General features: G+C 35.3%; 25 protein-coding genes, 2 tRNA genes and 3 pseudogenes. 21 read left to right on the top strand and 9 right to left on the bottom strand.

The window, feature by feature from the left end; all coding sequences use genetic code 11:
- Nucleotides 1-110: 110 nt before the first annotated feature.
- Nucleotides 111-449 carry a hypothetical protein gene (locus tag ACTWP4_RS17380; protein ID WP_443130055.1) on the bottom strand — a complete coding sequence of 113 codons (339 nt, stop codon included), beginning with the start codon at nt 447-449 and terminating at the stop codon, nt 111-113.
- Between the two features lie 456 nt (nt 450-905).
- Here ACTWP4_RS17380 and ACTWP4_RS17385 point away from each other — a divergent pair, with 456 nt between their 5' ends.
- Nucleotides 906-1,142, top strand: coding sequence for a hypothetical protein (locus ACTWP4_RS17385; RefSeq protein WP_443130056.1), 237 nt, complete (start codon nt 906-908; stop codon nt 1,140-1,142).
- Nucleotides 1,143-1,324: 182 nt separating this feature from the next.
- Nucleotides 1,325-1,492 (top strand): annotated as a pseudogene (locus ACTWP4_RS17390) (VOC family protein); the annotation flags it as partial.
- A gap of 51 nt (nt 1,493-1,543) precedes the next feature.
- Here the strand turns inward: ACTWP4_RS17390 and ACTWP4_RS17395 are convergent.
- A complete protein-coding gene (locus ACTWP4_RS17395) occupies nt 1,544-2,608 on the bottom strand; it encodes a C45 family autoproteolytic acyltransferase/hydolase (protein ID WP_443130057.1) in 1,065 nt (354 codons plus the stop codon).
- Nucleotides 2,609-2,730: 122 nt separating this feature from the next.
- Here ACTWP4_RS17395 and ACTWP4_RS17400 point away from each other — a divergent pair, with 122 nt between their 5' ends.
- From ACTWP4_RS17400 to ACTWP4_RS17425, 6 genes are all read left to right on the top strand, one after another.
- On the top strand, nt 2,731-3,183 hold the full coding sequence (locus ACTWP4_RS17400) for a hypothetical protein (RefSeq protein ID WP_443130058.1): 453 nt from the start codon (nt 2,731-2,733) through the stop codon (nt 3,181-3,183).
- A gap of 172 nt (nt 3,184-3,355) precedes the next feature.
- Entirely contained in the window at nt 3,356-3,817 is a 462-nt protein-coding gene (locus ACTWP4_RS17405; RefSeq protein ID WP_443130059.1) for a GNAT family N-acetyltransferase, read from the top strand.
- A gap of 13 nt (nt 3,818-3,830) precedes the next feature.
- Nucleotides 3,831-4,385: a hypothetical protein gene (locus ACTWP4_RS17410; RefSeq protein WP_443130060.1), complete on the top strand. Its 555-nt coding sequence runs from the start codon at nt 3,831-3,833 to the stop codon at nt 4,383-4,385.
- Between the two features lie 71 nt (nt 4,386-4,456).
- Nucleotides 4,457-4,747 carry a TIGR04104 family putative zinc finger protein gene (locus ACTWP4_RS17415; RefSeq protein ID WP_443130061.1) on the top strand — a complete coding sequence of 97 codons (291 nt, stop codon included), beginning with the start codon at nt 4,457-4,459 and terminating at the stop codon, nt 4,745-4,747.
- Nucleotides 4,748-4,790: 43 nt separating this feature from the next.
- Complete coding sequence (locus ACTWP4_RS17420) at nt 4,791-4,958, top strand: hypothetical protein (RefSeq protein WP_443130062.1); 168 nt, start codon at nt 4,791-4,793, stop codon at nt 4,956-4,958.
- Between the two features lie 65 nt (nt 4,959-5,023).
- The gene (locus tag ACTWP4_RS17425; RefSeq protein WP_443130063.1) at nt 5,024-5,563 is read left to right on the top strand and encodes an HAD-IIIA family hydrolase; all 540 of its coding nucleotides are present in this window, start codon (nt 5,024-5,026) and stop codon (nt 5,561-5,563) included.
- Between the two features lie 36 nt (nt 5,564-5,599).
- Here the strand turns inward: ACTWP4_RS17425 and ACTWP4_RS17430 are convergent, their stop codons facing one another.
- Nucleotides 5,600-6,016: a Mov34/MPN/PAD-1 family protein gene (locus ACTWP4_RS17430; RefSeq protein ID WP_443130064.1), complete on the bottom strand. Its 417-nt coding sequence runs from the start codon at nt 6,014-6,016 to the stop codon at nt 5,600-5,602.
- On the bottom strand, nt 6,004-7,047 hold the full coding sequence (locus ACTWP4_RS17435; RefSeq protein WP_443130065.1) for a hypothetical protein: 1,044 nt from the start codon (nt 7,045-7,047) through the stop codon (nt 6,004-6,006). The genes ACTWP4_RS17430 and ACTWP4_RS17435 overlap by 13 nt, the downstream gene beginning before the upstream one ends.
- A 325-nt stretch (nt 7,048-7,372) precedes the next feature.
- Between ACTWP4_RS17435 and ACTWP4_RS17440 the strand changes: the two genes are divergently transcribed.
- Complete coding sequence (locus ACTWP4_RS17440) at nt 7,373-7,729, top strand: hypothetical protein (protein ID WP_443130066.1); 357 nt, start codon at nt 7,373-7,375, stop codon at nt 7,727-7,729.
- Nucleotides 7,730-8,241: 512 nt separating this feature from the next.
- Here the strand turns inward: ACTWP4_RS17440 and ACTWP4_RS17445 are convergent.
- On the bottom strand, nt 8,242-8,367 hold the full coding sequence (locus tag ACTWP4_RS17445) for a hypothetical protein (RefSeq protein ID WP_443130067.1): 126 nt from the start codon (nt 8,365-8,367) through the stop codon (nt 8,242-8,244).
- A 93-nt stretch (nt 8,368-8,460) separates the two neighbouring features.
- The gene (locus ACTWP4_RS17450) at nt 8,461-8,835 is read right to left on the bottom strand and encodes a hypothetical protein (RefSeq protein WP_443130068.1); all 375 of its coding nucleotides are present in this window, start codon (nt 8,833-8,835) and stop codon (nt 8,461-8,463) included.
- A gap of 74 nt (nt 8,836-8,909) precedes the next feature.
- On the opposite strand from ACTWP4_RS17450, the pseudogene ACTWP4_RS17455 reads away from it, so the two are divergent.
- A pseudogene (locus ACTWP4_RS17455) lies at nt 8,910-9,785 on the top strand (transposase); the annotation flags it as partial.
- 778 nt (nt 9,786-10,563) lie between these two features.
- Nucleotides 10,564-10,713, top strand: a pseudogene (locus ACTWP4_RS17460) (cytidylyltransferase domain-containing protein); the annotation flags it as partial.
- Between the two features lie 229 nt (nt 10,714-10,942).
- On the opposite strand, the gene ACTWP4_RS17465 reads toward ACTWP4_RS17460, so the two are convergent.
- Nucleotides 10,943-11,713 (bottom strand): alpha/beta fold hydrolase, encoded by a 771-nt coding sequence (locus ACTWP4_RS17465; RefSeq protein WP_443130069.1) that lies wholly within the window; start codon nt 11,711-11,713, stop codon nt 10,943-10,945.
- A 40-nt stretch (nt 11,714-11,753) separates the two neighbouring features.
- Between ACTWP4_RS17465 and ACTWP4_RS17470 the strand changes: the two genes are divergently transcribed.
- The 10 genes from ACTWP4_RS17470 (at nt 11,754) to ACTWP4_RS17515 (ending at nt 17,766) form a co-directional block, all read left to right on the top strand.
- On the top strand, nt 11,754-12,128 hold the full coding sequence (locus ACTWP4_RS17470) for a hypothetical protein (RefSeq protein ID WP_443130070.1): 375 nt from the start codon (nt 11,754-11,756) through the stop codon (nt 12,126-12,128).
- A complete protein-coding gene (locus ACTWP4_RS17475; RefSeq protein WP_443130071.1) occupies nt 12,112-12,303 on the top strand; it encodes a hypothetical protein in 192 nt (63 codons plus the stop codon). Before ACTWP4_RS17470 ends, ACTWP4_RS17475 begins: the two co-directional genes overlap by 17 nt.
- Before the next feature lie 198 nt (nt 12,304-12,501).
- Nucleotides 12,502-12,981 (top strand): MarR family winged helix-turn-helix transcriptional regulator, encoded by a 480-nt coding sequence (locus ACTWP4_RS17480; protein ID WP_443130072.1) that lies wholly within the window; start codon nt 12,502-12,504, stop codon nt 12,979-12,981.
- Between the two features lie 13 nt (nt 12,982-12,994).
- Nucleotides 12,995-13,834 carry a glutamate racemase gene (racE, locus tag ACTWP4_RS17485; protein ID WP_443130073.1) on the top strand — a complete coding sequence of 280 codons (840 nt, stop codon included), beginning with the start codon at nt 12,995-12,997 and terminating at the stop codon, nt 13,832-13,834.
- Nucleotides 13,835-14,096: 262 nt separating this feature from the next.
- The gene (locus ACTWP4_RS17490; RefSeq protein WP_443130074.1) at nt 14,097-15,242 is read left to right on the top strand and encodes a GerMN domain-containing protein; all 1,146 of its coding nucleotides are present in this window, start codon (nt 14,097-14,099) and stop codon (nt 15,240-15,242) included.
- A gap of 167 nt (nt 15,243-15,409) precedes the next feature.
- Complete coding sequence (gene rph, locus ACTWP4_RS17495; RefSeq protein WP_443130075.1) at nt 15,410-16,153, top strand: ribonuclease PH; 744 nt, start codon at nt 15,410-15,412, stop codon at nt 16,151-16,153.
- A gap of 15 nt (nt 16,154-16,168) precedes the next feature.
- Entirely contained in the window at nt 16,169-16,762 is a 594-nt protein-coding gene (locus tag ACTWP4_RS17500; RefSeq protein ID WP_443130076.1) for an XTP/dITP diphosphatase, read from the top strand.
- A gap of 14 nt (nt 16,763-16,776) precedes the next feature.
- Nucleotides 16,777-17,298 carry a metallophosphoesterase gene (locus ACTWP4_RS17505; RefSeq protein ID WP_443130077.1) on the top strand — a complete coding sequence of 174 codons (522 nt, stop codon included), beginning with the start codon at nt 16,777-16,779 and terminating at the stop codon, nt 17,296-17,298.
- A 319-nt stretch (nt 17,299-17,617) separates the two neighbouring features.
- Nucleotides 17,618-17,691: transfer RNA gene (locus ACTWP4_RS17510), tRNA-Gly, on the top strand.
- A 1-nt stretch (nt 17,692) separates the two neighbouring features.
- A tRNA-Arg gene (locus ACTWP4_RS17515) sits at nt 17,693-17,766 on the top strand.
- 612 nt (nt 17,767-18,378) lie between these two features.
- On the opposite strand, the gene ACTWP4_RS17520 is transcribed toward ACTWP4_RS17515, so the two are convergent.
- Nucleotides 18,379-18,933, bottom strand: a complete 555-nt coding sequence (locus tag ACTWP4_RS17520; protein ID WP_443130078.1) for a DUF3231 family protein — start codon at nt 18,931-18,933, stop codon at nt 18,379-18,381.
- 140 nt (nt 18,934-19,073) lie between these two features.
- Nucleotides 19,074-19,493, bottom strand: a complete 420-nt coding sequence (locus tag ACTWP4_RS17525; protein WP_443130079.1) for a hypothetical protein — start codon at nt 19,491-19,493, stop codon at nt 19,074-19,076.
- Nucleotides 19,494-19,841 lie beyond the last annotated feature (348 nt).

The raw sequence follows: 19,841 nt of genomic DNA on the forward strand, positions 1-19,841 counted from the left end.
GGTTTATTTATAATTTTCCGAATACATATTACGACTAGATAGAATAAAATAATATTTGCAATCAAAGAGACTATGTTAACTGAATAAGAATTGTTTACAGATAAATGCTGTTAAATGAAGCCAGAACTAATTTCGCTGTAAATGGTTACAAATGGAAATGGAAAGCCAAATGTGTGAAGTAATGTAGGTGTTTGATCCGGTATTATGCTTGAAAGAATTAAAAGTATGGCAAATGCTATTAATAAAATCGATATTTTTAATTGATGTCTTTTCATTAAACGGAATAACCAGATTCCTAATAATAAAAATGCAATCGAATACAATAAAGTGCTCGTGAACGTAGAATCGATTTTTAGAGCAATAGAACTTATTTGAATAAAAGCACCAATCCCAGTTAAAAGAAGAAATATAGGAAGAAACTCTATTACTGATTTTATTGTATCTCGCAACGACAAACCCCCTTAACTTTGTGAATAAAGTGACTATAATTATAACAAATATAACATTTTTGGCAATTGCATATAATGATGTGCTAGTTACAGTTATTACGGAATGTATAGTGCACCACAAACGCAATGCAGAAGTTGAGTGTTAAGGGGACTGACAAGCTATAGAGGAGTTATTGCGAATGGGCGAGTTAGAGCTTTAGATGAAAATTAGTTATATAGGAATAACTTTTTTGTATGTTAGCGTATTTATTTGAATAACTACCTCTGAGAAAAGAAGTAGTTCACCTTATTAGTTACGATCATATATTTGAACGCCAAAGCGCTCACAATTTATTTTAATACTAATAGGTTCCAAGTTTTGTTGAAACTTATTAAACTTGATGGATGGTATTTTATAGCTTATAATCAACTTGTAACTTCCATTTTATAGAAATTTCTAGATTAGGAGTAAAACACATGTTTTTTAAACCTAGTGAAAGTAAAGACACTAGAAGTGTTAATATTGCTTATTTTTGTACATTTGTCTATTGGTCCGGTTTTTTATTGTTGAATAGCTTTCTTGAGTTATTTGGTAATGCTATCGATATTAAATCAATTGTTTTACTGCTATCAGGATTGGCAGTATTTTTTGCCAGTGAACTTTTCGCTAAATACTTGTTAGATAAAGAACATAAAAAAGTACATATAGAATAAGTTATACTATTTAACAGAGAATGTGTGAGGATATGACAAAATAGAAATAATACATATATTTATCGTAGATCTGTTTTAGTATTTGTTTAATATTATGGATTCCAAACATCCTTTTTGAAATAAGCAGTCCTTTCTAGATGTTAACTTATCTTATTGGTCCATTAGGAGTTGTTTTTGCAGTTCTTGATACATCTTCTTTAATGTTCTTCTCTGAAAATCTTAATGCATTCTATAAAGACTTGAAAAGTAAAGGAGTTACTGTCGGGGAATTGGTCGATATACCTAATGGGAGAGTTTTTAACTTTGCAGATGATGAGGATAACTACTTTGCCATAATGGAAAACGGCTAATAAATTTAAAACCAGTTATTCCGTAAAAAGGAGTAACTGGTTATAACATTTCTAGTTCTTAAACCAATCTGCTTTTTCCATATGTAGAAACGGGATATCTGTATCCACTTCACCTTGAATTCCCTCCAAGGAGAAGTCGTTCCCTTCTAACCACTCAGCAAAATCAAATGCAGTCGGCGCTTGGTCACCACCTAATGCAAGCCAAGATGATAGTGACTTTGGAAAGTAAGCTGATGTATGAATCGTTCCAGCCCAATTACGATATTGGTTCGAAAAAAGTTCTTGATCAGAATCATTCAACATTCGGAATGCTTCTTTTCCGGTTAAATGATGATTTTGTTTGCCATCCATCACTGTTAACCTTTTGTTGGAATCATCTAAGAAATGACGATTTTCTTTTTTCATCATCTCAAAATGATTAGTACAGGTATTTCCTTGACGTACTTCTACACCTCGCGGCGAAGTTTCCACAATGGACGCAACGTTACTTACGGAATCAAACAATACATAACTAAACGAACCACGATGAGGTAGCTCCCTTAATAGATTCACTGCTTCTGAAATATTTGCACATAACTCGAGAACAAGTCTGCCAACCATATGACAAACAAATCCGTCACTAGGACGTTTGCGGTTAATAAACGTATATCCCAAAGTAAGTCCTTTCTCATTCATGCCGTCACATCTTCCCGAAACACGTTGACTGACACCGATTGTTGCATAACCATGATCAGTTGGTTGATATACTACATAACGGCCATCATATGTCTTCGGGTGATAATCATAATTGCGGATCATATAATTCTCTCCTACGAAAATAGAACAACCTGATCGCTGTAATTTTACTCGATAGCCGCCAAACTCTAACAACACTCGTTCTAGAGGCCAATCCAACGCATCTCTTAGCCCTTCCATTTCGTCCCAGACTGAGGAGCCTAGTTGCTTAAATATTGCTTTTGTTTCTTCCACGTCAATTCGAAAGCGAGGTATTCTGATCTTCCATTGTCTATTACGATTTTCAACAAGAAAAGAGTCTTTTATTTGTTTTCCTTGTAGATAGCCAAAATCATAATGTGATCCGCGAAATTGAATCACATTCGTATATATCTGCTTCATTCTGCTGCACCTCAATAAGTTGAAAATTTCATCCTTCCATTATAATCTAATTTTGCAAGCATTGAAAATATAGAAGAATTGTATAATAATGGAGAAAAGAGTGTCAATCTAGGAGTGATTATTTGGAATTTAATTTTAGTCCCAACTTCAAATGGAAAAAATACAGCATTGGGTGGTTACTATATGTGCTAGCTATTGTTATTACAGGGGTTGTGACTACTTTTCTAACGAGTAACTCCACTGAGTTAATGATTACTATCATATTACAAGTGTTACTTGTTGTATTTGGTATTAATAGAGTGATATATTATTATAATTTACCAAATAAAGTTTATTTAAGAATGGAAGAGGGCTACTTATTGATGTACCGACCAAATGTATTGTCAAAAAAACAAATCGAATACTCTAACATAAAACGCGTAGTTGAAATGAAAGATATGATTTTATTGGTAATGAAAGATGGGAAAGAAGAACAGATACACAAAGAGTGGTTAACTGAAAAGGATTTTTTAATGTTAAGAAAAGAACTACAATCCACTTTTGGTGACATGTCAATGTTTACTTTAATGGAGTAGTTTAATATACATCAAAGGAAGGTGGGGGTTATGAAATGAATCACCAAATGACCTTTATGCCTTTTAGTAATCCTGATAAATTTCCATATGTTGAGAAATAGAAATACATCATCAATAAGATTTCCTATCATCCTGACATAATGATACCTAAATAAAAGGAGTTGGCTATGTATTGGAAAATGATTTGATTTTTAGAGAAGCGGAAGAAAGAGATGTAGATGAAATTGTAAAAATGTTAGCGAATGATCCATTAGGCAAAACGCGTGAAAATTATATGCATCCTTTGCCGGATCAATATTTAAAAGCGTTTGAGTCTATAAGGTCAGATCGGAATAACGAGTTAATTGTAACAGTTTTGAATGATCAAATTATCGGTGTTCTTCAAATCACATTTACACCTTACATAACACATCAAGGTGGATGGCGGGCAACGATCGAAGGAGTACGAACCAGTGAGACTGTACGAGGTAAAGGTGTTGGAACAAATATGATAACATGGGCGATTGAGCGAGCGAAAATTCGAAACTGTCACCTAGTTCAGCTAACAACAGATAAAACCAGAAAAGATGCTTTGCGATTTTATGAAAGACTGGGCTTTCAGGCAACACATGAAGGGTTAAAATTAAAGCTTTAGAAGGAGTTTATTAATGAAAAAACAGCCTTTAGTCATAGCAATTGCTGCAGTTTCTGGCGGTGGAAAAACAACCATGACAGAATTTTTAAAGAAAAACACACCAAACACAACCGCGTTATTTTACGATGATTACGATTTTGAGGGTCCAGTTAATATATTAGACTGGATCGAAAATGGCGCAGAACCGAATGAATGGGACATAACACCATTACTAGACGATTTACAGGAATTATTAACCGATTCTTTCGATGTCATTGTTTTAGATTATCCTTTTGCTTATCAGCATCCTCAACTTTCAAAATATATTGATCTTGCCATCTTTATAGATACGCCACTTGATGTTGCGATGGCAAGAAGAATGCTAAGAGATTACAGCAATGAAACCATAGAAGAAGTACACAATGACTTACATATTTATTTGGAAAAAGGAAGAATGGGATATATAAACATGTTAGAGTCAATCAAGCCGAATTGTGATGTAATCATAAATGGGACATTGTCACAAACTGATATATTTTTCCAGATAAAGAGAGAAATAAAAAAATCTTTTAATATACCGATACTGTGATAACTGCAAAGGTGATCGCAATATGTATCTTTATATCTTGAAAGTTATTAACAGAATGAGGAGGAGATATAATGCCAACTTGCCATAATGACTGGTCCTACTTACAAACGTTAAAAAAGTCATTCACACTTGATCCTGCCATGCCTTGTCCATATTGCGGTACAAATCAATTTTTAACGAAAACAACCAGGAGAAAAACAGGTATACTGAATTTTCTTCCAGCTTTGGTAATCTTACTACCGTCATTATTCGACGTATCCATTATGATATCTGTTCTTTTTCTATTGATAACATTAACTGCGATGGTCGCCATTTATCCAACATTAGTTGAGCTATCAAATCAAGAGGAGCCTATCTTTTAATAATAAAACAAATAGTGTAGTTTCAATTGTAAGGGGGAAAATAATGAAAAATTGGTTATATGGACTGTATGCTTTAATCTTAGGGATAGTCTCCATTTTTACTGGTGAGATCATTACTTTTCTCATGTTAGGCTTTGTATTGATCAGTCTTCAAAATATCCAACGTCTTTTAAAAGAGTTAATAAAGATTAACCAAGAAAGTAGCAAGTGATCACTACTAACTAAGAAGAATTTTATAAGAAATGTCAAAAGCTTATTTCTGGAGGTGAGGGAATAATGAAAATAAAATCAGTTTTCATTGATAGAGATGGCACAATTGGTGGAGGTGAAGAGGTAAAACTGCCGAAAGACTTTACATTGTATCCCAAAGTACAAGATTCTCTTAACCTCCTGAAAAATGCTGGTAAACAAATATTTGCTTTTACCAATCAACCAGTAATTGCTATGGGTGAAGTAAGTATGGATGATTATGAACAAGAATTAAAAAAATTTGGATTTCACCAAAGTTATATATGCCCCCATTTACCTGAACACAACTGTGAATGTAGAAAACCTGCTACTGGATTGCTTATAAAAGCAGCAAAAGAAAATGATCTTCATTTAACAGAAAGTATTGTAATTGGTGATAGATGGACAGATATGTTAGCAGCCCATCAAGCTGGATGTTACAAAATCTTAGTAAAAACCGGTGCTGGCACTGAGGCAAATCGTCATTATCAAAATAAGCATTACTTTGGCACTTGGGCAGAAGTGAGACCTGATTATGTGGCGGAGGATCTATTTGAAGCAGTTTGTTGGATGTTAAAAAACAATTAGGCTGAACGTTACACTTTCAGCTTTATACAGTTAAATCTATTGGAAAGCCTCACTTATATGGATTGTACATTCTTTCCATCTTTTGCTTTTTATTTGATACCATTTTATTTCCGGAGTAGGATATTTAAAGGAAACAATCACCATATCAACATCCTCATCAGGGTGATGGCTCAAATCATATTGGGAAGGAACAGGTTTAGTTGAAGGGTGAGTATGAAAAACAGCTAAAACTTGTTCCTTCCTGTTCTCAATACATTTTAATGCTTCGGATACCACTTTCTTGGGTACAAAAAAGCGAGTAGTTGATGCTAATTGATTTTGTAAGGGCCAAAATGACTTTACTTGATTATGAGTGCCAGCTAATAATCCACATGCTTCATAAGGCAATTTTTTCTCACCTTCCGCAATAAGTTTCTGATATAACTCATCAGGAAAAGAGATTATTTTTTCCATAAAGATTTTGCTAATAACAATGTTTTTTTAATGCCACTTGGGGAGCTACTTTCCTCTTGGATTGTTTTTGATTCTTGTTTTTCAACAGTTGTTTTTGGTTCTGATTCAACAGCTGGTTCTTGTAGTTTTGGTTCTGAGGTAACTACTGATTTTTGTTCTGGATTTTCAGGATTAACAGCTGGTTTTTGAGGTGATTCCTGTACCTGTTCCACTTGCTGGATATTTTCCTCATTCACTTCATTTTCTGGTATATTCATTATCTCTTTCTCTTCTTTAACCTTTTCATTAATCTTTTCTTTAACTTTTGACATTTTATTTTCATTTTTTTGGCCAGTACTCACTGTTTTCTTTTTGACGATAATATTTTTGTTTAATTCGTACTTTGCATTATGGAATGTTTTCTTGCCATTCTGGACAGTAGTCATATTCATATTAGCAGGACGTCTTCTTGGTTTTGGATTTGTCATTATACTATTACTAGGTGGAGGACTAATATGATTTTTAGGGGTCGCAGATTTCAGCATGTTTTGCAATTGTCGGTATTCACTCGTCCGTCTTTTCGTTTGTTGCTGTTGTTTATTAGGTTGAAATTGGTTTTTGACTTGACTGAATGTATTTTTTTGATCATGTATTTGTTTCTTTACTTCGTGTAATTCTGTATCTGTATTCCCTATTACTTGGTCAATTTTTTCAAGTAATTCATTGATACGTATTTCTTTAACATCATCTTTTATGCTATGAACATCTTTTTTTAATTGTTGGATGGAATGGTTAATCGCATGGATTTGAGCAGCAACTTTCTGTTCCTTCTGTTCATAGCCTTGTATTTGCTTTTGATAGGTTTCTTCCATAACCTTCATTTCTCCTTTATACTTAGCTAATTCATCTTTCATTGCTTCTAGTTCTTCCTGGGCTTCCATATATAAAACGGATTCACTTTCATTCCATGTTTCTATTGCTTTTTTATAAACTTCAAGATCCCGACTTAATTTTTCAACTTCTTCATAATTGTAGAGCCTATATTGATACATTACGATTCACCCTTTTAAATGCACATTAATATAATATTGATGAAACACCAATTCGTGACAAATGTGCTATTTTATTCGGAATTAATAATTGGTACGATAGCTCACGGTTGTCTAATGATTGCGGACTCTTTTTATCATATGATATTCGCCTAACTTCCCAAATATCATGATATTTCCGCAAATTCACTAAAACATTTTTTGGTGTGTTGTCATAGGCTATATGGACAGTAATCTTATTTAAAGGTGTTTGCTCGATGCAAAGGGATAATCTAACAGGAGGACAAGAGCTTCTGTGTATTAATACGAAAAAGGTATTGATTGGATCTTGTATGAAGCAACATTCGATTTAAACTTACCAGACTTAGAATTACCGATTAACCCTGTAACTGAAGAACAGATAGAATGTGATGATATTGATTTAGACACAGTAACTTATGATGTTGCTCCTGCTGAACCGGATCCAATCGTTGTATTGGACCGTGAGGATCAAGTATTTATGGTGGATGAGGAAGAAGTAACATTGCAAATTGTTTACATTCGTAAAAATCTCGAGGTAACCGTTTTTGTAAACTTAGTGCCAGAACTTGGTGGTAATCAGGTAGAGGTTGGTACGGCAGTATTTACTCGTTGTGCACAAGTAATTCTTTGTGCGCCAGAAGGAACAGGCAGATGTAACGTTTAACAGATTAAGATTGCTTTGTATGCACTGCTGTATGTGATGATGTAGGAACTTCAACTGATCCAGATGAATTAGATGTTACCTTAACTGTACGCCTATGCCAAAGCATCCAATCAACTTTTGACGTAACATTAGAACTTGTTGCAGAATTCTGTCAACCACGTGACATCTACCATTCCCACCATGCCCAGCACAATGCCCTGTAGTTTTCCCTAGTAATGGGAATAACGGATAATTTATCAACATAGGGATAAAGAGAGGGAAAATTCTCTTGATTATATTCTAGATTTATGTAATACGATTTCGCTGCCATCACCACCTCTTAGACTCTTAGACGTTCGAATCCAAAGATTCAACAGAAAAAACCTTCGAAAGCAAAAGCGGAAATTTTCATTGCTTGAAGAAGAAATTACATCCCTTTTTCAAAAATTAGACGATATAGAGAGAGGGCCAATCGCCAAAGCGAACGATCAAGCAAATTTCACGAAATCTGTTCCATATTAAACCAATATAAATCATTTCATACAGCATCCACCTTTGCTTCTTATAGCTTTTTTCCTAATTTGAGAAGTGATTACGATTGGTTCATTTGATGTTTTAAAATAATTGCCTACTTTTTTTGTAATTTGTTTAGCTTTCATAGAGACATCTCCTTTAATTATTGTCTATCTTATTATATTTGTATGTTTAAAAAAGGTTTGGACGAATGGAAGTATTGCTCAAAAACTAGGTGTTTATCGTTTATTGGTATGAACATCTGTTATCTCAGTCGTTGGATTAGTCCACTTTCTATTCGTATTGTTTTGCATGGAAGCAGAGCTATCCTTCTGAACTGATTGGAACATTCTTTGCAACTTGCTGTACTCTGATGGCTGATAGTGTGCCTTTAGTGATGTTACCGGTCTTTTCATTTGTGCAAATCTTTTCTGTAAGTGATGCACATCCTGTGTGACGTCATTCATTTCACTAATAAATAGTTCTAATTTATCAATCAAATTTGCAAATCTTAATTTCTCCTCGTCCCCTTTAATGGACTGCACTTCATTTTGCAATTCTACGAGCATCTCACTTAGGTTTTGTATATTTAAGTGGTCATTTTTTTTGTTCATTTTTTGATCTCCTTTCGTGATTTTAGCCTACTTCCAATGAATAATACTTTCGGTAAACAGTGAAATAACCTAACTTGTTTATCGGATATTTTTATGGCATTCGTTCCGAACGCCAACTGGAGAAGGAAATACAGTTGAATGTAGCTTACCGGGTTTTTGGGATTGAGATTATCAGATCCAGTTCCCGACCACACAACTATTAGTTGGAACCGCCGCAAAAGATTTAACGATACGGATATTTTCCAGGAGATATTTAATGAAATCCTGCTCCAAGCGATCAACCACAGAATGGTTGGTGGCAGGGTCCTCTTCACAGATTCTACTCACCTAAAGGCTAATGCGAATAAACATAAATTCACCAGAGAAGAAGTTGAGGTAGAAACCAAAGTTTACATACACGACCTCAACCAAGCAATTGAGGAAGATAGGCAACGATACGGAAAAAAGCCATTAAAGGAAAGAGAGGACGTGACAAATAAAAAAACGGTCCGCAAAAGCACTACTGATCCAGATAACGGTTTATGTCCCGGGACCGAAAACAGGAAATGTTCTGTTACTTGGACCACCGAACCACTGATATGAAATACAATATAATTACGGATGCCTCTCGAGAAGGCTACCGAGAATATAAGTCCGATCCCAAGAAGTGCGCAACATGTCCATTACTGGATCAGTGCACCAGGTCGAGGAATCATCAAAAGGTGGTAACCCGGCATGTTTGGGAGGAACACAAGGAGAAGGTTCGTCAGAACCGCCTTTCCCCCTCCGGCAAAATGCTCTACAAATATCGAAAAGAAAAGATTGAGCGAAGCTTTGCAGATTCGAGACAGCTGCATGGGCTTCGCTATTGCAGGTTGCGCGGATTACCAAATGCGAGTGAGCAGGTATTACTCACCGTAGCCTGCCAAAACATGAAGAAGATTGCCACACACCTAGCTAGGATTAGCTAGGTGTGTGGGAGTCTATTTTCATAAAAATAACCGAACTAAACTAAATTTCTTTACCAATAAAAAAAGCCTGTAGAGAAAAAACACCCACTTTCTCTATAAGCTGGGAGAGGAATAATCCTCTCTTTATTCTTTGCTTTGGAAATTATAAAATATAGTTGCTATGGATAACTTATCGGAATAAATCCACGGCCAGCTCTGAGCGCCCAGCAACTAGAAACTTCCCTCATCTCCGCACGATAAAGAAGACTTGCTGATATATGAGCGGAGCGAAGACAGAAGCATAGTCGCTTTATGCCCTTGGGCGAAAGTCAACATCGGTTCGCTTTCAGCTCCCAAAGAGTTTCCTTTATCTCCTTCCGGTTCAATCCAGTTTGAACGTTGCTGAACGGCCGCTTTGCGCTTTTCTTATTTTGGAATGGAGAATCGTTGGTGTACTACTCTCAAACAACAGATTTTCGTTCTCAAATAGTTTGCCTGAACTGATTATCTCCTTTTCTAATATACATAATTAAGTAAGTAATTATCTTTGCAATGCATAATCGAATAACATCATTAGGAAAGAGGGAGAAGTTGTGTATTTTAAAGACAAAAATATATTGATTAGCGGAGGTACCAGAACGATATTTAATAGAATACCAGTGATGGAGTGAATTTTTTAATAGTATCTCAAGTTGTGAGAATAGTTTTTATGAACCTGCCCTCGGGCAGGTTCATAAAAACTATTCTCACAACTGACTAAAAGTGTTTAATCTTATTTATCGGAAAATAGGAGGTTCTTATGAAATTTGTTGCTATTATACAGTCTAGATGGGGATCAACAAGACTTCCGGGCAAAATACTAAAAAAAGTTTTAGGTAAACCGTTACTTGAATATCAGATCGAGCGAGTAAAACGTTCAAAGGTAATTGATCAGATTGTTATTGCAACAAGATGTTATGGACGGAATTGATAACGATGTGAATTACTTCGTGAAAAATATGGAAAAAGAGGAAACCTTAATGGGATCCCATTTTCATGAGATTTCATCTAGTAACATCTAACAAAGCTTGTCTTCTAAATAAGTTTTCTTTCAACCAAGGCAGTTTTATATACATAAATTACCCACTATTCTAATTACATATAATTAAGTGGTATAATTTGTTTGAATGAACAAATGCTTACTTTAATTGTTTTCGCTTTGCCCATTCATAAATAATGGCATTACATTCATGAAAATATTTAGTTGGTACTTGATGTTTGGAGCGGTGAACATAGGCAACTTCTACATCTTTTAACTTATTTCGGAATATATTTTGATAAGGGTGTACATAATGATCATTCGCACCGTAGATAATCAAAAGTGGCACATCGATATGATGTAGGTGTTGCTCGTTATCGTAATTTAATCCTAATTGATATTGCTGAGCTAGCATGTCAGCGTTCGTTTTGTTGATTTCCATTTCTATTTCTTTTGCTTTCTTTTTATCGGAGAAATGATTGAAAGCAAGCCCTTTTGCCAATAATGGAATCCACCCCTTCCTGGCAATTTTTATCCCTATTTTGTATTCGGTACGGAGGATAAGACTCTGTGGCGAATGATAGCCCCCAATTAACATCAGTGCTAATGTATGTTCTGGGTATGATATAGCAAATTGTTGAGCGATTAACCCACCATTAGAATAGCCACAAACAATAGCCTTTGAGATCCCATTTTCGTCAAGGACTCTTTTTACATCATCAACGTATTGTGAAAAAGTCAATTTTGCATCAGAATGTTCACTACTGCAATCTCCTCTGTTATCAAATGTGATAACGGTAAAGCTATGTTCTAGTAAGGTTTGATAACGGAATGTTAAATGTCCCATTCCTGGTGGGGCAATGAATATTATAGCTGTTCCTCTGCCAGTTTTTTGATAATGAATGGCAGGAGTATCTTTTGTAAAGGGCATAAAACCATCTCCGGATTTATTAGTATAGGAGGTCATCATTATGAGTTCTTTTCTGCTATTTGGAGTTTTAGCAATTATCCTTTTTTTATTCTTTCGACATCCAATTATTAAAAAATTAGAATCTCTCGGGACGTTAAAGATAGACAGTGAGAAACATAAGTGGTTAAACAATTATTGGATTACTGGAGGGGTATTTTTCGGAGTAAATGCTCTTTTTTTTTCATCTACTATATTAATACTAATGGGTATAAGCTATTTAATGCTTCCCTATGTACACTTATTTGTTATGGCTGGAGCGGTAATAATCAGTTTATTTGTATGTATTTGGCCGTTCCTGGTGTGGAACAAAGATGAATCGATGGATATTTGCTTCAATAGGGAGCAGTTTTTATTTTATCATGATTATTATTTTTAGTTATTGGTATGCGACATTAGAACCATCCTATCCTGGTGAAGACTTATTTATGGCAGGATTAGGATTAATGGTAGCTATTTTTGTTTCATTAGTAGCCTTTTTAACATGTTTGTTCGTAATCGTTCCAATCAACAGTTATCAACGGATACATCCTACTAAGAAGATTATTTCCTAGTCTGGAGGGGATATATTTGATCGTCGCATTATTCCACATGATTGCTGAAGTGTGTGCAGCATTAGCTAGTTCATTTGCTAATAAGAAATAAGAAAGCGTATGACCAAGGCTAGACGCTTTCTTTCTGTTAACCATAATAGATTCTGTATAACATTTAATCAAGAAAAAATGTTATAGTAAACTTATGTATTTTTATGTATGAAGGAGCGTTTTGAATTGGTTAATGAGAAAGAAGTAGAACAAATTGCTGATATAGAAAAAGAGTTAAGATATATTTCTGGGATTATTAAACAAAAAGGCCGAGAAATTTTAAATAATTATCCGATTACAACACCGCAATTCATTGCCTTACAATTTTTATTAGAGCATGGAGATTTAACATTAGGTGAATTATCCAAAAAAATTTACCTCGCTTTTAGTACGACAACGGATTTAGTTGATCGTATGGAAAAGAATGATATTGTGGAACGAGTGAAAGATACCAAAGATCGTCGAGTAGTTCGTATCCACTTATTAGAAAAGGGAAGAAAAATTATCCAAGAAGTAATTGAAAAAAGACAGAAATATTTAGGGGAAGTTTTAACGAATGTTAAAGAAGAGGATATGGAACAGTTATCAAGACTTTTACATATCCTTCATCAGGAAATGAGACAACAAACAGAAAATGCAAAATTGTAAAGAGGCGATGAAAGTGAAGCAACCTATTGGAGTTATTGACTCAGGGGTTGGCGGACTTACAGTAGCAAGTGAATTAGTACGTCAATTACCAAAAGAATCGATTATTTATTTGGGCGATACCAAAAGATGTCCATATGGACCACGCCCTAAAGAAGAAGTGATACAGTACACTTGGGAAATGGTCCACTTTTTATTAGAAAGAGATATTAAAATGTTAGTCATTGCTTGTAACACAGCAACTGCATTTACATTGGACCAGTTAAGAGAAGAACTTACGATTCCGGTTGTCGGGGTAATTCAACCAGGTGCACGTGCAGCTATTACAAATTCCCGTACAGCTGAAATAGGAGTGATTGGAACCGAAGGAACGATTAAAAGTAAAGCATATGTTGACACATTAAGACAAATAAACTCAAATATTGAAGTGCACGATTTAGCATGCCCACGATTTGTCCCATTGGTGGAAAAAGGAATGGTGCAAGGAGAAAAAGCGTATCAAGTGGTAAGAGAAACATTACAACCATTGAAGCAATTTTCTAACATGGATACGCTTATTTTGGGTTGTACTCATTATCCAATGATTAAAGCATTGATCCAAGAGGAGATAGGGTCAACCGTGACAGTGATATCATCAGGAGAGGAAACGGCGAGAGAAGTCAGTACCATTTTAGAATATCAAAATAAGCTTTATCAAGGCAAGCAGGCACCACAATATCATTTTTATACAACTGGAAATGTTGACGTATTTCGTGAAATTGCATCACGGTGGTTAAATCAGAAAATTGATGCAGTAGATAAGATCGAATTAAATACGGTAAAAAGCTTAGGAAGAGGAGTCATCAGTAAGTCATAGAGATAGTTTTAAATGGATAGTAGAAAATAAAGGTAAACAGATAGAATGCCAAAATGTTGGTCTTTCTATCTGTTTATTTTTTTCTTCATAATACAAGAAAGTATAAAATTTGCGCTATTCTTATTTAGATGCTCCTATTTGTTTTAAAACCTAGCTTAAAGCAGAGTTTTCTTTTATGACAATTTTTTGATTATTTGATTGGTCTATTTTAATTATAAGCTCGTATACATAATAGTACAAACCATCGTAGGAGGTATCGGTTATGAAAATCGATTTGGCTAAAAAGTATGCAGGAGTCGTATTATTAAGTTTGCTTTTGTTAGTTGGGTGTGGTGTTTTTGAAGGAGAACAGACATTAGATCAAATAGATGCGCCACCTGAAAATGCAGAATTAACAGATGATTTGGAAGATACTCCGGAAGAAGGTTCCGATGAATCAAAGAGCACTCCGGAAGAAGATTCAGGTGAAGAAGGAGATCCGGCTGAAGGTGATGAAACAGATAGTGAAGATACAGGAAATACTGCAGACTCTGTATCTAGAATGTTATACCTTCTAGATCAAAATGGTTTAGTAGTTCCTCAAGAAGTGCAGCTTCCATCTCCAGAATCAAAAGAAGTAGCAAAGCAGGTATTAGAGTACCTTGTTAAGGATGGTCCAGTTACATCTATGTTACCAAGCGGATTCCAGGCAGTATTACCTGCTGGAACAGAGATTATCGACTTGAATTTAGAAGCTGACGGGACATTAGTTGTAAATGTTTCGGAAGAATTTAAAACTTATAAAGCTGAAAATGAACAAAAGATTTTAGAATCAATGACACATACGCTAACACAATTTGAAAATGTAAACCGCGTTAAGTTATGGATCGAAGGAGAAGAACAAGAAGCAATGCCAGTGAACGGAACACCAATAAATGAAGGGTATTCTCGAGCAAATGGCATTAATGTTCATCAAGCTGTAGGTGTTGATTTAATGGAAAGTAAAGCTACTACGCTTTACTTTCCAATGCAAGGAGATGAAATGGTATACTTTGTTCCAATTACACAGCATATTCCGATGAATGAAGAGAATCCATATCAATCTGTTGTACAAGCTTTGTTGGAAGGTCCTTCTTTTGATTTACCTCTAGAGCACTTCATTAATACGGGATCACAACTTGCGTCCGAACCAGTCTTTAAGGATGGAGTACTGTCAGTAAACTTTAATGAAAATATACTATCTAACAGCGCGAAAAGTATGATTGCTGATGAGGTAATGCAATCGATCGTGCTCACATTAACAGAACAGAAAGATGTAGAGGCTGTTGAAGTATCTGTTGAAAACCATGAAGAAGTAGTTAGTGAAAGTGGACAACCATACACAGAACCTGTTTCAAGAGATATGGTTACACCAACGGAAAGCATTTAAATGGACGATAATCCATTTGTGTTTGAGTTGAGTTTTATATAGATAATTTTACACCCGTTTCATTTGTTTGAAACGGGTGTATCTTTTTAGTTGATTTTCTTATGTATGAAAAACCCATCTTCTGAGAAAATATGTTAAGATAGAACAGTATGTAAGGAGGAAATAGAATGCGTGAAACAGGGAGAGAAGTTGATCAACTCAGATCAATCGATATTGAAACTAATTTTACTAAACATGCCGAAGGGTCCGTACTAATTACCGTCGGCGACACGAAAGTTATATGTAATGCAAGTGTGGAGGATCGTGTCCCACCGTTTATGAGGGGTTCAGGAAAAGGCTGGATTACTGCAGAGTATGCGATGTTACCTCGAGCAACTGAGACTAGAAATATCCGTGAGTCATCAAAGGGTAAAGTTTCTGGACGAACTATGGAAATTCAGCGATTGATCGGACGTTCTCTAAGAGCGGTTGTGGATTTAGATGCAATTGGAGAGCGTACGGTTTGGGTAGACTGTGATGTGATTCAGGCAGATGGTGGTACTAGAACTGCATCGATAACTGGAGCATTTGTCGCCGTTGTCCATGCACTAGGTAAATTACTTAAAGAAGAAAAAATAAAATCTTTACCTATTACAGATTATCTTGCAGCAATCTCCGTTGGTGTGCTACCTGATGGAACAGAAATTTTAGATCTCGAGTATTCCGAGGATGCCAAAGCACACGTCGATATGAATGTGGTGATGACAGGTAAAGGAGAATTTGTCGAACTGCAAGGAACAGGTGAAGAAGCTACATTTACTAGTACTCAACTAACTAAAATGTTAACTTTAGCTGAAAAAGGCTTAAAAGAGATTTTTGAAATGCAGGCAGAAGCAATCAAACCTTATCAAGAACATATTGAACAATCCTAGGGGAGCTTTTTCAACATGGAAGAATTAATAATTGCAACAAAAAACATAGGAAAAATGAAAGATTTTAAAGGATTATTTGAACCTTTAGGAATCGAAGTCTCTTCCTTATTAGATTTGTCAGAACCAATTGATGATATTGAAGAAACTGGTGCAACGTTTGAAGAAAATGCAGCAATTAAGGCAGAAGCGATTTGTGAAAAATTTAATATCCCGGTGATAGCAGATGACTCAGGAATAGAAATTGATGCGTTAAATGGCGCTCCAGGTGTCTATTCAGCTAGATATGCTGGAGAGGAGAAAGATGATAAAGCCAATCTAGAAAAAGTATTAACTGAAATACAAGATGTGCCACAGCTTAAACGTACTGGTCGTTTTGTATGTGTATTAGCAATAGCTCAACCAGGACAGCAAACAATCTTTAAACGTGGTGAATGTGAAGGAACAATTGGTTATGAAGCTATTGGTAAGAATGGTTTTGGTTATGACCCTATCTTTTATCCAACTGGTAGCGCAAAGACGATGGCAGAAATGACTCCAGAAGAAAAAAATCAGATTAGTCATCGCAAAAAAGCGTTAGACAAAATCGAAAACTGGGTAAAACAGTTGTAAAAGGAGTGGAGGACATGCCGAAAATCTTAATACTTAGTGATAGTCATGGTTGGACAAGTGAAGTATCCGAAATAAAAGATCGGTACGAAAATGAAGTGGATACGATGATCCATTGTGGTGATTCTGAGCTTGATATAGATAGTGAGGAACTCACGGACTTTAAAGCAGTCCAAGGAAACATGGATATGGATTTCCGGTTGCCAGAAGAAATTGATTTCAAAGTAGGAAATTTACACTTTTTCGTGACGCATGGTCACTTATTTCAAATTAAATCAACTTTAATGCCAGCTTCATATCGTGCTGAAGAGTTAGGGGCAAACGTTATTTGCTTTGGTCACTCGCATGTTGCTGGTGCTGAAAAAATTAAAGATCAATTATTTATTAACCCGGGAAGTATCCGCCAACCTAGGAGTGCACATCCAGGTTCATATGCAATTCTGACAGCGGATGAACAATTGGAAAATATCGAAGTTCGTTTCTATACAAAAGAGGATCAAGAGATTTCTAGTCTTGCTTATCAAACATCATTAACATAAAATAAAGAGCCAGCAGATATGGATTCTGCTGGCTGGATTTTAGTTTTATAATTACATGTTCTAAAATACTAAAGATAAATTTGTGATTTTATATTGACAATTCTAACTCAAGTTAATATAATGGTACTTGTCCGTTAACGAGATACATACATATTTTACATAGAGATGCGGGTGTAGTTTAGTGGTAAAACCTCAGCCACGAGCAATACATCCACCGAGTAAACAACGAGTTGTTCCGAAGCATTACCATCAATGAAATAGCTGGCAGATGCAGGAACATGACAGAGCGTGTAAAAAAAAATTAATAATTATACATAATGCGGGTGTAGTTTAGTGGTAAAACCTCAGCCTTCCAAGCTGATGTCGAGGGTTCGATTCCCTTCACCCGCTCCATGTCCCAGTAGCTCAGCAGGATAGAGCAACAGCCTTCTAAGCTGTGGGTCGCAGGTTCGAATCCTGCCTGGGACGTTAGCCAAAGCCTTGCAACGATAATCGTTGTGAGGTTTTTTTATTTTTGGTAGAAAATCAGTTTTCCTCTCTGGGGACCATTCGGGGACCATTTTTATGCTTTTTTAAATAAATCATTAAAATGGTTAGCTGCACTTTTTTCGGCGTCTTGTAATACATGTCCATATACGTCCATTGTGGTGCTTATTTTAGAGGGTCCTAATCTTTCTTGAATGAGCATGTGGTAAAGGGGGTAATGCAACTACTACCGCATTGCAAAAATATCTAGGTATTAAAGTAGATGGTATTATAAGTTATCAAGTAACAATAGCGTAACAAACGCTTTTTATGGCACGACTATTGATTTTGGCAGTGGTAAAAAGGATAGCATAGTAATTAAAGCATTTCTAAAGATGATGGTTTACTTGGACCTAATACTACAGAACTATTTAGACGCTGTTGTTGACAGTAAATTAAGTCGTCCGTCCTAGGTAGTCGAAGAGTTACAACGTCAGTTGAATGCAGGTACATTATAATTTTAACTCGTACATACAAGAATCTAAATGTAACTTAAAAAGGAGCACCGTGGAAAAGTGCTCCTTAATTGCTAACGCTACGAGTTGTTTTATATACTTATTGTGTTGGAGAACCAGGCGGATAATAATAAGGTGGGACCTTAATCCAACCACGTTTACGCATTAAAGTTTTTAGCGTTGTACCAAACGTTACCCACTCTGAATAAAATTGGAGCCACATTATTCCAACATCATTATGAATAGCGTCAGCTTGTCCTTTTGCACATGTTTTCAAGCATGTAACTAGCTTAAAAGCAATACCATTTGTGATTTCATCATCTGATAACTTTACACCTAAAGGTATTTCTTTTGGATTAGAATTTGGTTTAGCGGACACGACATCTGGTAAAGGTATTCCTTCTTTTTTCATAAATTCGTTTAACCTTTTTGCGTGTGATTCGCATGTTTTAATCACATCATTAAGTAACTCTATAACTTCATCATCAGAAGTCGTATTTAAGCCAATTTCTTCATAACGAATAAATTCTTCAACTAAAGCTAAATACTTCCAACAATCCCCCACTTCTATTATATGAAGAGGAGATTTTGGTTCGTTCGTATTGTCAATTGAAGTTTTTAACACATTCCAGACAGCCTCAAATGGGTTAGACATTTTTTCACCTCCTTAATTCTAATTTCTTCAAGAAATATGAAGGTATGTATTATTTATTAAAATATCCTACGCTTTAGCACAAACAGTATAATTACTGTACGATATAAAAGCCTTGGCGTGGAAAACCATGGCTGAAATTTTTATTTTATTTTTATCTCAACATTTTCTTCGCTAATTGTTACGTTTTCTTTTTTAGAAACGATCTTAATAATATCTTCAACTATTTGTTGAATTGTCGCATCATCAATTTTTGCATCCTTCGGTAAACTTACTGATACGTCAACGTCAATATTCCCTTCAACAGAACTAGTACCTACTATTATTTCTATCGATTCCTTTTCAATTCCCGGTTGTTTTGCAATGGATACTATTAGTTCCTTTTTGATTTCGTTCAGTAAATTTATTATTTCATCATTTCCTTCTTTTGACGGAGTAACTTTTACTTCCTCGGTTCCTGCTTGAACTTCGTTCTGCTCTCCAATAAAAACTTGGGGTTCTGCATTACAAGCAGTCACAATTGATAAACTAAACGACAAGCAAATAAATAATCTTTTATACATAAAAATCCCCTCTCCTATATTAAGGGAATGTCCAAAATAGGATAAATATTACAATAAAATTATAAATTTACCTGCCCTATAGTACAATAACAGATTGTTTATCTTTCACTAATGGTTAGCAATAGGTAAGCGTTTGAAGTTATCTCCAGCTATTCCCCTGCTCCGCACCGAACGTGCTAGTTTCCCAGCATTCGGCGGTCCATCTACTAATATGTACTGAATTATAAGTTCCTTGTTACTTAATTAGAATTGAAATTGCGTGATTGGTTTTAGTCCACATTTTTCACGATATGTGTTCAATTTTTTTATCACTGGTTTTGTGATATCAAAACCTTTTAAGCGTGAATG

Origin of the sequence: Gracilibacillus sp. D59, assembly GCF_052246695.1 — a bacterium.
Lineage (GTDB): Bacteria > Bacillota > Bacilli > Bacillales > Amphibacillaceae > Gracilibacillus.

Coding starts and splice junctions, on each gene's coding strand:
- ACTWP4_RS17435 (WP_443130065.1), bottom strand. CDS start 7,047: ATGTATCAATATAGGCTCTACAATTATGAAGAAGTTGAAAAATTAAGT.
- ACTWP4_RS17480 (WP_443130072.1), top strand. CDS start 12,502: ATGAAGGAGCGTTTTGAATTGGTTAATGAGAAAGAAGTAGAACAAATT.
- ACTWP4_RS17445 (WP_443130067.1), bottom strand. CDS start 8,367: ATGAAAGCTAAACAAATTACAAAAAAAGTAGGCAATTATTTTAAAACA.
- rph (WP_443130075.1), top strand. CDS start 15,410: ATGCGTGAAACAGGGAGAGAAGTTGATCAACTCAGATCAATCGATATT.
- ACTWP4_RS17425 (WP_443130063.1), top strand. CDS start 5,024: ATGAAAATAAAATCAGTTTTCATTGATAGAGATGGCACAATTGGTGGA.
- ACTWP4_RS17465 (WP_443130069.1), bottom strand. CDS start 11,713: ATGCCCTTTACAAAAGATACTCCTGCCATTCATTATCAAAAAACTGGC.
- ACTWP4_RS17450 (WP_443130068.1), bottom strand. CDS start 8,835: ATGAACAAAAAAAATGACCACTTAAATATACAAAACCTAAGTGAGATG.
- ACTWP4_RS17475 (WP_443130071.1), top strand. CDS start 12,112: ATGATTATTATTTTTAGTTATTGGTATGCGACATTAGAACCATCCTAT.
- ACTWP4_RS17415 (WP_443130061.1), top strand. CDS start 4,457: ATGCCAACTTGCCATAATGACTGGTCCTACTTACAAACGTTAAAAAAG.
- ACTWP4_RS17490 (WP_443130074.1), top strand. CDS start 14,097: ATGAAAATCGATTTGGCTAAAAAGTATGCAGGAGTCGTATTATTAAGT.
- ACTWP4_RS17430 (WP_443130064.1), bottom strand. CDS start 6,016: ATGGAAAAAATAATCTCTTTTCCTGATGAGTTATATCAGAAACTTATT.
- ACTWP4_RS17520 (WP_443130078.1), bottom strand. CDS start 18,933: ATGTCTAACCCATTTGAGGCTGTCTGGAATGTGTTAAAAACTTCAATT.
- ACTWP4_RS17420 (WP_443130062.1), top strand. CDS start 4,791: ATGAAAAATTGGTTATATGGACTGTATGCTTTAATCTTAGGGATAGTC.
- ACTWP4_RS17470 (WP_443130070.1), top strand. CDS start 11,754: ATGAGTTCTTTTCTGCTATTTGGAGTTTTAGCAATTATCCTTTTTTTA.
- ACTWP4_RS17395 (WP_443130057.1), bottom strand. CDS start 2,608: ATGAAGCAGATATATACGAATGTGATTCAATTTCGCGGATCACATTAT.
- ACTWP4_RS17500 (WP_443130076.1), top strand. CDS start 16,169: ATGGAAGAATTAATAATTGCAACAAAAAACATAGGAAAAATGAAAGAT.
- ACTWP4_RS17385 (WP_443130056.1), top strand. CDS start 906: ATGTTTTTTAAACCTAGTGAAAGTAAAGACACTAGAAGTGTTAATATT.
- ACTWP4_RS17410 (WP_443130060.1), top strand. CDS start 3,831: ATGAAAAAACAGCCTTTAGTCATAGCAATTGCTGCAGTTTCTGGCGGT.
- ACTWP4_RS17525 (WP_443130079.1), bottom strand. CDS start 19,493: ATGTATAAAAGATTATTTATTTGCTTGTCGTTTAGTTTATCAATTGTG.
- ACTWP4_RS17505 (WP_443130077.1), top strand. CDS start 16,777: ATGCCGAAAATCTTAATACTTAGTGATAGTCATGGTTGGACAAGTGAA.